The organism is Ideonella sp. (assembly GCF_036277275.1).
Taxonomy (GTDB): domain Bacteria; phylum Pseudomonadota; class Gammaproteobacteria; order Burkholderiales; family Burkholderiaceae_C; genus Ideonella.
Genome location: NZ_DASUNH010000026.1, coordinates 1 through 11,764, shown reverse-complemented (window position 1 = coordinate 11,764; position 11,764 = coordinate 1). Strand labels below are relative to the sequence as shown.

General features: G+C 67.5%; 8 protein-coding genes and 3 pseudogenes. 1 reads left to right on the top strand and 10 read right to left on the bottom strand.

All coding sequences use genetic code 11. The annotated features are described in order from the left end of the window. The 10 genes and pseudogenes from VFY73_RS05975 to VFY73_RS05930 form a co-directional block, all read right to left on the bottom strand. Positions 1-448, bottom strand: a pseudogene (locus VFY73_RS05975) (FAD-binding protein); the annotation flags it as partial. Positions 449-566: 118 nt separating this feature from the next. Next, the gene (locus VFY73_RS05970) at positions 567-1,040 is read right to left on the bottom strand and encodes an Rrf2 family transcriptional regulator (RefSeq protein ID WP_329717008.1); all 474 of its coding nucleotides are present in this window, start codon (positions 1,038-1,040) and stop codon (positions 567-569) included. Between the two features lie 102 nt (positions 1,041-1,142). Beyond that, positions 1,143-1,688 carry a chemotaxis protein CheW gene (locus VFY73_RS05965; protein WP_329717007.1) on the bottom strand — a complete coding sequence of 182 codons (546 nt, stop codon included), beginning with the start codon at positions 1,686-1,688 and terminating at the stop codon, positions 1,143-1,145. Between the two features lie 85 nt (positions 1,689-1,773). Next, positions 1,774-3,477: a methyl-accepting chemotaxis protein gene (locus VFY73_RS05960; RefSeq protein WP_329717006.1), complete on the bottom strand. Its 1,704-nt coding sequence runs from the start codon at positions 3,475-3,477 to the stop codon at positions 1,774-1,776. An 88-nt stretch (positions 3,478-3,565) separates the two neighbouring features. After that, the gene (locus tag VFY73_RS05955; RefSeq protein ID WP_329717005.1) at positions 3,566-5,296 is read right to left on the bottom strand and encodes a methyl-accepting chemotaxis protein; all 1,731 of its coding nucleotides are present in this window, start codon (positions 5,294-5,296) and stop codon (positions 3,566-3,568) included. A gap of 26 nt (positions 5,297-5,322) precedes the next feature. Then, positions 5,323-6,891 (bottom strand): methyl-accepting chemotaxis protein, encoded by a 1,569-nt coding sequence (locus tag VFY73_RS05950; RefSeq protein WP_329717004.1) that lies wholly within the window; start codon positions 6,889-6,891, stop codon positions 5,323-5,325. Between the two features lie 55 nt (positions 6,892-6,946). Further along, positions 6,947-7,879, bottom strand: a pseudogene (locus tag VFY73_RS05945) (methyl-accepting chemotaxis protein); the annotation flags it as partial. 414 nt (positions 7,880-8,293) lie between these two features. Then, positions 8,294-10,423, bottom strand: coding sequence for a chemotaxis protein CheA (locus VFY73_RS05940; RefSeq protein ID WP_329717003.1), 2,130 nt, complete (start codon positions 10,421-10,423; stop codon positions 8,294-8,296). Positions 10,424-10,482: 59 nt separating this feature from the next. After that, complete coding sequence (locus tag VFY73_RS05935; protein WP_329717002.1) at positions 10,483-10,845, bottom strand: response regulator; 363 nt, start codon at positions 10,843-10,845, stop codon at positions 10,483-10,485. A 57-nt stretch (positions 10,846-10,902) separates the two neighbouring features. Next, positions 10,903-11,367 (bottom strand): hypothetical protein, encoded by a 465-nt coding sequence (locus VFY73_RS05930; RefSeq protein WP_414654412.1) that lies wholly within the window; start codon positions 11,365-11,367, stop codon positions 10,903-10,905. Between the two features lie 182 nt (positions 11,368-11,549). On the opposite strand from VFY73_RS05930, the pseudogene VFY73_RS05925 reads away from it, so the two are divergent. Beyond that, positions 11,550-11,764, top strand: a pseudogene (locus VFY73_RS05925) (sensor histidine kinase); the annotation flags it as partial.

Sequence of the window (11,764 nt, the reverse complement as noted above, 5' to 3'; positions counted from 1 at the left end):
GGCCGTCCATCGAGAAAGAGGGTCGTCGGGCCCCATTCGGGCAGCAGCATGGCCTGGTGGACCGACAGCTCCGACGTGGCCAGCACACCGATCGGGCCGCGCCGCAGCTCGTAGCCATGGCAGTACGGGCAGTGGAATACCCGCCGTCCCCAGCGTTCGGTCAGGCCGGGCAATGATGGCAGTTCGTCGCGCACGCCCGCTGCACGGCGTCGACCTGGGCGCGAAGCCACTCCACCGTCTCGTATTCCATCAGCTGCGCACGTCCTTGCGCCGCCACTTCGTCAGGGGAGACGCCGTCTTGCGTCAGGAAGCCGTGTGACGTGCGGGCGAATCGGTTGCGGCGCAACCCCGCGTCGATCACCAGCACCGAACGCCGGGCGCGCGCCAAGGGCAGCCCGGCCGACAGGCCGGCGTAGCTGCCGCCGATGATGATCACGTCGTGGTCCATGGCGTCACACTCCTCGCGGGAATCAAGTATCTTTTAATGATACGTGATGAGTCGCATTCGTGCAGACCTCGCCCGAGGCGGCCGCATCTGCGTGAGGGTTCTGCTGAGTCCGGCGGCGTCAGCGCTTGGGCTGATGCCCGCGAGGCCCGCCCGAGCTTCTCGCCGGATGCTGTTCGCACAGCGCGTCGAACTTGCCGGAGAGGTCGTGCAGCGTGACCGCGCCCAATCGCTTCAGCAGCAGCGCTTCGGCCGTTTGCAGCGCATCCGCGAGGGCTTCATTGACGACACGCTCAACGGCGCAGTCGGGGTTGTCGCGGTCATTGCCGATCGCGAAGACCTTCGGCCCGCCTACCGCGCGGTGCACGTCGAGCAGCGTGATCTTGCGCAGGTCCGATGCAAGGCGCCAGCCGCCGTTGTGGCCTTTCTCGGACGACACGAAGCCGGCCTTGCGCAACCCGGCCATCGTGCGCCGGACGACCGCGGCGTTGGTGCCGAGCATCGCGGCGATCTGCTCCGACGTCATCGGATCGTCGTTCCTCGACATGTGCAACAGCACATGGAGCATGCGGGAAAGTCGGCTGTCGGTGCGCACCGGCCATTCGTTCCGGGTGGTGGACGGCGGATTGTGCCCGCGATGGGGCAGCCGGAAACGACAAAGGCCCCGCGCGCGGGGCCTTCGACAGGTCGGGGCCGATCAGGCGGTCTCTTGGGCTTGCTCGATCAGGCCCATGTCGGCGGCGCTCATCAGCGCGGTGATGTCCATCAGGATCAGCATGCGCTCGCCGACGTTGGCGATGCCGGTGATGAAGCTCATGTCGACCTGGGCGTTCATGCCGGGGGCCGGCTTGACCTGGTCGGTCGACAGCTCCAGCACATCGGAGACCGAATCCACCACGGCGCCGACGACGCGGCCCATGATGTTCAGCACGATCACGACCGTGAAGGCATTGAAGTCGGCGCTGTTGCAGTTCAACTTCACGCGCAGGTCGATGATCGGCACGATCACGCCGCGCAGGTTCACCACGCCCTTCAGGAAGGCCGGCGAGTTGGCGATGCGGGTCGGCTGCTCGTACGAGCGGATTTCCTGCACGCGCAGGATGTCGATGCCGTACTCCTCGCCACCGAGGCGGAAGGTCAGGTACTCGCCGTGGGTGGCTGCTGCGGCGGCGCCCCGGGCGCCCTTGCCAGCCCGCGCGGCCTCGTGCTTGGCCACCTGCTTGGCTTCGGTGATCATGTCCATGGTCTTGGGGTCCTTTGCGTGGAGGGCTGGGCTTCGAAGATTGCCCGCTGTATGGCTTATCGGCTGTTGCGCGGCAGGGTGAAGCTCAAAAGCTTTCCCAATCGCTGTCGGATTTGGCGGTCGGGGCGCTCAACTGCGGCCGGGCGACCGGGGTCGGGCGGTCGCGGCTGGTGTCGCGGGCCGTCTGGATCACCACCTGCGCGACGCGCTCATGCGGAGCCTGCGGCGCGGTCGCCCGCACGGGCTCGCTGGCGAGCTGGAAGGCCGAGACGACCTGGGCCAGGTGCTCGGCCTGACGCTTCATGCTGTCCGCGGCGGCGGCCGATTCCTCGACCAGCGCCGCGTTCTGCTGCGTCATCTGGTCGAGCTGGACGATGGCCCGGTTGACCTGGTCGATGCCATCGCGCTGCTCGGCCGCGCCGGCGGTGATCTCGCCGATGATGTCGGACACCCGGCGCACCGAGCCGACGATGTCGCTCATCGTCGCGCCGGCGTCGTTCACCAGGCGGGCACCGCTGTCGACCTTCTCGACCGAGGCCCCGATCAGGGTCTTGATCTCGCGCGCGGCTTCGGCGCTGCGTTGCGCCAGGCTGCGTACCTCGCCCGCCACCACCGCAAAGCCGCGGCCCTGCTCACCGGCGCGGGCCGCTTCGACGGCGGCGTTCAGGGCCAGGATGTTGGTCTGGAAGGCGATGCCGTCGATCACGCCGATGATGTCGCCGATCTTGCGGCTGGAGGCCGAGATGTCGTTCATGTTCGACACCACCTCGGCGACCACCTGACCGCCCCGCTCGGCGGCTTGCGCGGCTGATGCGGCCAGCTGGTTGGCCTGGGATGCTGCGTCGGCACTCTGGCGCACCGCGCCGGTCAGCTGCTGCATCGAGCTGGCCGTTTGCTGCAGGTTGCTGGCCGCTTCCTCGGTGCGTTGCGACAGGTCGACGTTCCCGCTGGCGATCTCGCCCGAAGCGTTGGTGATGCCGTCGGTCGAAGTGCGCACCAGCCCGACGATGCGCGTCAGGCCCGTCCGCGTGGTTTCGACCGAGCGCAGCAAGCGGCCGACTTCGTCTTCGGCACCGGTTTCGACGGGCTGGCTGAGGTTGCCCTCGGCGATTGCGCGCAACGCCGCGTCGGCCACGGCCAGACGCCGGCGCAGCGAACGCGCCAGCCAGTGGACCCAGCCGAACACCGCGACCGACAAGGCCACGGCGACGGCGAAGCTGGTGGCCGCAAACGTTATCGCCGCGGCGCGCACCTCGGTCGTGTAGACGCCCGAGCCCAGCACCCAACCCCAAGGGGTGAAACCGGCGACGTAGGAGCGCTTGGGCTCCGGATCCTGCTTGCCCGGTTGCGGCCACAGGTAGTCGACGTGGCCGGCACCCTGGGCCTTGACCATCGCGACGAATTCCTGGAACAGGAACTTGCCGTCCGGATCTTTCATCTGCGACAGGTCCTTGCCGTCCAGCTCGGGCTTGATCGGATGGGCCACCATCCGCAGGCCCATGTCATTGATCCAGATGTATTCCTTGCCCTCGTAGCGAATCGCCTTGATCTCGTCGACGGCCTTGGCCTGGGCTTCGGCGGTGGTCAGCTGACCGGCCTTCTCCTGGTCGTGGTAACGCTGCGCGATGGCCATCGCCTGTTGCACCACCATGCGGGTGGTCGACAGGCGCTGGTCGAGCGACGCGGTGTGGAAGGCGCGGCCGGTGTGGGCCGCCACGGCCAACACGGCAACGGTGACCAACGCGGCCAGCCAGTACAGGCGGGCGCTGAGGGACCAGGAACGACGCATGGGTTTGTCTCCAATCGATGGGGCGGCGACACCAACGGCCCCGTTCGGGGCCGTTGCGGCAGAGGGGGGTGTTGTTGGGCGCTGATGGTCAGAACGAGGTCCACTCGTCCTCGGCCGTCGCTGGCGCGGCCACCGGGGCGGAAGCCGCGACCGGCGCCGGCGCTGGCGCGGGCTGGGGATGAGGCGCCGGCGCTGCGGCGCGCACGGGCGCGGGCGCGGCCCTGACCACGGGCGCGGGTGGGGCGACCGGGGCCACGGCCAGCGAACCGGTGTTGTCCAGGCGGAAGGTCGCGACCACCTTCATCAGGCGCTGGGCCTGGTCCTTCAGGCTTTCGGCAGCGGCGGCCGACTCTTCCACCAGCGCGGCGTTCTGCTGCGTCATCTGGTCGAGCTGGGTGACGGCGGTGTTGACCTGGCCGATGCCGGTGCTCTGCTCGCTCGACGCGGCGGTGATCTCGCCGATGATGTCGTTGACGCGGCGCACCGAGCCGACGATCTCGGTCATCGTGCTGCCGGCGTCCTGCACCTGGCGGGCGCCGTTCTCGACTCGGTCGACGCTGGTGCCGATCAGGCTCTTGATTTCCTTGGCGGCCTCGGCCGAGCGCTGGGCCAGCGAACGCACTTCGGCGGCCACGACCGCGAAGCCGCGGCCCTGCTCGCCGGCACGGGCCGCTTCGACGGCCGCGTTCAGCGCCAGGATGTTGGTCTGGAACGCGATACCGTCGATCACGCCGGTGATGTCGGCGATCTTGCGCGAACTGGCGTTGATCTCGTCCATCGTCTTGACGACCTGGGCGACGACCTTGCCGCCGCGCTCGGCCACCTGGCTGGCCGACGAGGCCAGTTGCGTCGCCTGGGCGGCCGACTCGGCGCTGTGGCGCACGTTGCCGGTCAGTTCGTGCAGCGACGCGGCGGTCTCCTGCAGGTTGCTCGCGGCGTGTTCGGTGCGTTGGCTCAGGTCGAGGTTGCCGCTGGCGACTTCGGCGCTGGCGGTCGAGATGCTGTCGGCGCTCGCGCGGACCTGGCCGACGATGTCGCGCAGCGACTGCTGCATGTCGCCCAGCGCACGGACGAAGGCCGAGACCTCGTCCTTGCCGTTGTCGACGATGTTCTCCGACAGGTCGCCGCGGGCGATGCGCTGGGCGCAGGCGGTGGCGGTGACCAGTGGCTTGGCGATCGACCGGGCGACGGTCCACATCAGACCGAAGAAGATGGCCAGCACGAGCAGCGCACCGCCGAGGCGGATGTTGCTCTGGATGGTGCCGACGCGTTTGGTTTCGGCGCGCTCGGCGGTGATGCGGTCTTCGGTCTCCTTGACCATCGCCGAGAACGTGGTGCGAGCCTTCTCCAGCTCGGGCAGCGAACGCTGGGCGTAGGCGTAGCCGGCGGTGCTGTCGAGCTTGGCTTCGACCACCTGCTGCAGCACCGGGGCCAGTTCTTTCGCGTAGGCGGCAAGGCCGGCCGCGCCTTCGGCGAGGTGCTTGGCGCGATCGGCGTCGTCGGTCTTGGTGCTCAGCAGCGACGTGGTCGCGGCGACTTCCTTGTCCCATCGGCCCTTGTGGTCGGCCGCCTCGTTCGGGTTGTTGCCGTTGAGGAGCACCGATTGCTCGTAACGCTGGATGCGATCGAACGCGGCCAGGATCACACCGGTATCCCGGCTGACCGAAGCCTGCGCGTCGAGCAGTTCGTCGGTCTGCGACTGCAGGCCCTTGTAGCTGACGGTGGCCCAGATCCCGAGCGCCATGATGAGCACGCTGACGACGAGCATGCCACCCAACAACCGGTGACGGATCGAAATGCTGCGGAGGAAGGTTTCCATGGTGGTGCTCGGTGAAGGCTTGGGATTCAGTGCACGCTGGCTTCGCTGAGGTGGAAGCGGGCGACGAGACTGTTCAGCACGCTGGCCTGGCCCTTGAGACTCTCGGCAGCGGCGGCCGATTGCTCGACGAGCGCGGCGTTCTGTTGCGTCATCTGGTCCAGCTGGGTGACGGCGGTGTTGACCTGCCCGATGCCCTGGCTCTGTTCTGTCGAGGCGGTGTTGATCTCGCTGATGATGTCGTTGACGCGCTTCACCGAAGCGACGATCTCGCTCATCGTGGCGCCTGCGTCCTGCACCTGGCGGCTGCCCGAGTCGACCTTCTCGACCGAGGCGCTGATCAGGGTCTTGATCTCCTTGGCGGCCTCGGCGCTGCGCTGGGCCAGCGAGCGCACTTCGCCCGCCACCACCGCGAAGCCGCGGCCTTGTTCGCCGGCACGGGCCGCCTCGACGGCGGCATTCAGCGCCAGGATGTTGGTCTGGAACGCGATGCCGTCGATCACGCCGATGATGTCGCCGATCTTGCGCGACGCGACGTTGATCTCGTCCATCGTCGTGACGACCTGGGCCACGGCGGCGCCGCCGCGCTGGGCGACGGCCGAGGCCGAGTTCGCCATCTGGCTGGCGTGCGTGGCGGCGTCGGCGCTTTGGCGCACGGTGCCGGTCAACTGCTCCATCGAACTGGCGGTCTGCTGCAGGTTGCTGGCCGCCTGTTCGGTGCGATGCGACAGGTCGGCGTTGCCCGAGGCGACCTCGTTCGACGCGGTGTGGATGCTTTCGGAGGCCTGGCGGACCTCGCCGACCAGGCCGGACAACGATTGCTGCATGTGCGACAGCGCGCGCAGCAGGTCGGCGGTTTCGTCCTTGCCATCGGCGTCGATGCGGTGGGTCAGGTCGCCCTGCGCGATGGCCAGTGCCACTTCGCGGGCATGGATCATCGGGCGGGTGATCGAGGCGGAGTTCAGCAGCGTCGCGGGCACCACCAGCAGCAGCACCAGGCCGAGCACGCCGACGAAGGTCACCAGCGCGTTGCGCATCGAGGTGCGAAATGCCTCATGCGTGGCGGCGGCCTCGCTGTCGATGATGCTCTGAATGCCAGCGACGTTCTGCTCGACCAGCGTGATGTGTTCCTTGGCCTTGGCCAGCATCTTGTCGGCCGTACGGGCGTTGTCGTAGGCACCGTTCTGGATCTGCTCCAGCACCTGCTGCGTCGCCTTGGCGTAGGCGTCGATGCCTTCGATGGATTTCTTGGCCAACGCGTTGTCGGCGTCGTCCTGCCCTTCGAGCAGCTCGCCGAGCGCCTTCTTGGTCTTGTCGATCGACTTGGCCCACAGTTCGCGGTGCTTGAGGACAGCCACGCCGTCCTCGTAGTCGATCACCATGTTCTTTTCGTGTTGGCGAACTTCGCCGACACCACCCCGGATGTCACCCAGCGTGTAGACGCGCTTGACGGCGCGTGACATGACCTGGTCGTTCAACGAAGCCAGATGCTGCCCGCTGAGCACACCGGTCAGACCGACCAGCGCGAACAGCGACAGCACCAGGGCGATCGCGCCGCGCATGCGCCAACGTATCGTGAAGGCTCTCATCAGGTTCATGCGCTCTCCTCGTCGGGTCGTTGGTGGCAGGGTGCTCAGGCGGCCGGACGGCGCCTCAGAAGGTTTCCCAGTCGCCGTGCTCTTGCGTGGCGGGCGCGGGCGCTGCGGCCACCGGTTGGGGGGCGGCAGCCTTCGGTTTGGCGGCCACCGGTGCCTTGGCCGGTGCTTTCGCCGGTGCTTTTGCGGAGGCCGCGGGCGCTGCGGGGGCAGGGCGGGCTGCGGCCGCAGGGGCGCTGGTGCGCGGTGCGGCGTGGCGCACGTCGGCCTGGCCACCCAGGCGGAAGCTGGCGACGACACCGGCCAGGCGGTTGGCCTGGTCCTTCAGGCTTTCCGCGGCGGCGGCGGACTCTTCCACCAGCGCGGCGTTCTGCTGCGTCATCTGGTCCAGCTGCACGACGGCGCCATTGACCTGGCCGATGCCGATGCTCTGCTCGCTGGCGGCGGCGCTGATCTCGCCGATGATGTCCGACACGCGCTGCACGCTGGAGACGATCTCGTTCATCGTCGCGCCGGCGTCCTGCACCAGGCGGGTGCCCGATTCGACGCGGTCGACGCTGGCGCCGATCAGGGTCTTGATTTCACGCGCGGCTTCCGCCGAGCGGCCGGCCAACGAGCGCACTTCGCCCGCCACCACCGCGAAGCCGCGGCCTTGTTCACCGGCGCGGGCCGCTTCGACGGCGGCGTTCAGCGCGAGGATGTTGGTCTGGAAGGCGATGCCGTCGATCACGCCGATGATGTCGGCGATCTTCTTCGAGCTGGCGTTGATCTCGTCCATCGTCGTAACGACCTGGCTGACCACTTCGCCGCCGCGGCGCGCCACTTGCGTGGCCGAGCTGGCGAGTTGGTTGGCTTGCGCCGCGGCATCGGCGCTCTGGCGCACGGTGCCGTTCAACTGGCTCATCGAGCTGGCGGCCTGCTGCAGGTTGCTGGCGGTCTGCTCGGTGCGGGCCGACAGGTCCTGGTTGCCGCTGGAGATTTCGGTCGCGGCCACGGTCACGCCGTCGGCGCCGGTGCGGATCGCGCTGATCGAGCGGCGCAGTTCGGTCTGCAGCGTCTGCAGCGAGCGCAGCACGGCAGCCGAGTCCGAGTTGCCGCCTTCGATCGCGATGTCCACCGACAGGTCGCCTTCAGACAGGCGCCGTGCATGGGCCGAGAAGGTGACGAGGAAGTTGCGCAGCACCGACAGGCCGCTCAGGTAGATCGCTGCACCCAGCGTGGTGAAGGTCAGGCTGCTGCCGATCACGGCAGCGCTGGACCAGCCCGCGCTCAGGCCGATGGCCACGCAGGCCTGGCCGGCGACGAGCAGGATCAGCGTCAGCATGGCGCGCTGCGTGGAGGAGAGGAAGGAGAGCATGGGTGTCCCGTCTGAAGAATGAGGCAGCGTGAGGCGAGGGCGCGGGTGTCAGTGGCGGCTGTGGCGAACCAGGGCACCCACGTCCAGGATCAGCGCCACGCGGCCGTCACCCATGATGGTGGCGCCGGACACGTCCTGCACCTTGCGGTAGTTGGCTTCGAGGTTCTTCACCACGACCTGCTGTTGACCGAGCAGTTCGTCGACCAGCAGGGCGACGCGGCCACCTTCGGCTTCGACGACGACCATGATGTTGGAGACGTTCTCGAAGTCGAAGCGCGGCACGTCGAAGACCTTCTCGAGGTCGATCACCGGCATGAACTCGTCGCGGACTTCGACCACGCGGCCGGTGCCGCCGATCGTCTTGATCATCGAGGCCTCGACCTGGAACGACTCGACCACCGACGACAGCGGCAGGATGTAGCACTCGTCGCCGACGCCGATCGACATGCCGTCCATGATCGCCAGCGTCAGCGGCAGGCGAACCTTCACGCTCATGCCGTAGCCTTCGGCCGAATCGATCTCGACCGTGCCACCGAGCGAGGTGATGTTCTTCTTGACCACGTCCATGCCGACACCGCGGCCGGAGACGTCGGTCACCTGATCGGCGGTCGAGAAGCCCGGCGCGAAGATCAGGCCGTAGACCTCCTGGTCGCTCATCGAATCGGGTGCGTCGATGCCACGCTCGCGGGCCTTGGCCAGCAACTTGGCGCGGTTCAGGCCGCGGCCGTCGTCCCGCACTTCGATCACGATCGAGCCGCCCTGGTGCGAGGCGACCAGCGTGACGGTGCCATGCTCGGGCTTGCCCTTGGCGATGCGGTCGGCGGGTTGTTCGATACCGTGGTCGCAAGAGTTGCGCACCAGGTGGGTCAGCGGGTCGGTGATCTTCTCGACCAGGCCCTTGTCCAGCTCGGTCGCTTCGCCCTGCGTGACCAGCTCGACCTTCTTGCCCAGCTTGGCGGCGAGGTCGCGCATCATCCGCGGGAAGCGGTTGAAGACGACCGACATCGGAATCATCCGGATCGACATCACCGCTTCCTGCAGGTCGCGGGTGTTGCGCTCCAGGTCGGTCAGGCCGCTCAGCAGTTGCTGGTTCAGCGCGGCGTCGACGTTCTTGCTGTTCTGCGCCAGCATCGCTTGCGTGATGACCAGTTCGCCGACCAGGTTGATCAGCTGGTCGACCTTCTCGACCGACACGCGCAGCGTGGCCGATTCGGAGCCGGCGGCAGCGGCGCGGGCTTCGGCCCGGCCGGCCGGCTTGGCCACCGGGGTGGCCGGCGTTGCGGGCGTGGCGGCGGCTTCAGGGGCCGATTCCGGCGTGGCGGCGGTATTGACTTCGCTCGCCTGCACCGGCGAACCGGGGGCGTCGTCGAAGAAGCCGTAGCCCAGATCCGGCGGCGACTCTTCCTTCGGGGCGCCGGCGTTCTCGTGGAAGAAGCCGTAGCCGGCGTCCATCGGCTCGATCCGCATCAAGTCGCGGGCGATGTGGAAGGTGAACAGGTCCAGCAGGTCGTTGTCGCTGGAGGTCGTCACGATCTTGAAGCGGCGCATGCCTTCGGCGCTCTGGCCGTTGGACAACGCCTCGATCGTCCCGAGGTTGGTGATTTCCTTGAACAGGTCGAACAGGCCATCGGCCACGCCCGGGTCTTCCAGCGGGCCGACGGTCAGTGCAATGGCCCGGGCGATCACGCCGTTCTTCGGCATGGCCAGCGGCGCGGGCGCAGGGGCGGCGGCCGCGGGGGCCGGTGCCGGGGCACTGCCGCCTTCGGCCAGCGCGCGGATGTGGGCGACCAGTTCGCGCGTGTCGACGGCATCGCCGCCCGCGCCCTGGTGTCGCGCCAGCAGGGCCTTCAGCGCGTCGCCCGAGGCGAGCAGCACGTCGACCATCTGCGAATTCGGTTGCAGCTCATGGCGGCGCAGCTTGTCCAGCAGCGTCTCCATGTGGTGCGTCAGCTCGGCGACATCGGAGAAGCCGAAGGTCGCGGCCCCGCCCTTGACCGAGTGAGCGCAGCGGAAGATCGCGTTCAGCTCCTCGTCGTCGGCGGCGTCCACGTCCAGTTCGAGCAGCTTCTGCTCCATGTTCTCGAGGTTCTCGCCGGCCTCCTCGAAGAACACCTGATAGAACTGGCTCAGGTCGATGCCGTCGCCCAGGCTGCTGTTGTCGCTCGTCATTTCGGCCATGTCTGGCTCCTCACTTCTTACGTCTATTGCCCTCGTGCCCTTCCAGGCTCACCCGCTGGTCAGCGGATGACCTTGCCGATCACTTCGATCAGCTTGGCGGGGTCGAACGGCTTGACGAGCCAGCCGGTGGCACCGGCGGCGCGGCCGGCTTGCTTCATCTGGTCGCTCGACTCGGTGGTCAGGATCAGGATCGGCGTGGCCTTGAACTTCGGGTTCTCGCGCAGTTTCTTGGTCAGGCTGATGCCGTCCATGCGGGGCATGTTCTGGTCGGTCAGCACCAGGTTGAAGTCGCGGCTGCCGGCTTTCTCCCAGGCGTCCTGGCCGTCCACCGCCTCGACGACGTTGAAGCCGGCGTTTTTGAGGGTGAACGCCACCATTTGGCGCATCGAGGGCGAATCGTCCACGGCAAGAATCGAGTGCATCGCTTTTCTCCGAAAAGTCTGGAAGGGATTGGGGGCGGGGCTTGAGCTGGGAAGGGGTCAGAACAATTCGATGGATCCGGCGTCCATCTCGTCCTGGGTGACCGGGTTGGGTCGGCCAGGACCGTCCTCGACGATGGTGGAACCATCCTCATCGTCTTCGCCCATCGCATCCCGGGCGATTCGGTCGGCACACGAGCGCAGGCGCTTTTGCGTGTGGGCGATCAACTGGATCGCCATGTCGTGAAACTGAAGCGCGGTGATCGCGCCGGCGAGGTTCTGCATCGCACCTTGCATGGCTTCCTGGTCGGCGCCCGGCAAGGCAGCCACGAGCTGCATCAGCTCGTTGATCTGGCTGGAGGCCCCGTAAAAATGGCCGGACAGCGTCTCGCTGGCGTCGTCCAGCAGACGCTGAAGACGTTCCAGATCATTGCTGGCCACCATCAGGTGGTCCTGCAAGTCCGCCGCTGCCATCAACGGCAGGCCGGGGCTGTTGTCCGGTACGGGGCTTTCTGAATTCAGCATCGTGGCTCCGCGGTGCTCTTCGTGGATCCGGGCGCTGGCCATCGTTTGGCCTGCTCGGAAGTTGTCAGGGATTTTTCGGCAGTACTGGCATGCTTATTGACCCGATGACCGGGTCAAAACAGGGCCTAATTCCGCCAAAGGGCCCCGCACCTGCACCTGAACGGCTGCGCGATACTCGACCCATGAAGGGCGATATCGGCGCAAACACGCCAAGCCGTAGCCTGCGCGTGCTGCACATCGAAGATTCGGAACTCGATCACGAGTTGGCGATGGCGCACCTGCGGCGCGGCGGGGCCCAGGTCGAGGCCGTGCGCGTCGACAGCGAGCTGGGGTTCCGGGCGGCGCTGCGCGAACGCTGGGACGTGATCCTGTCGGACTTCAACATCCCCGGCTTTTC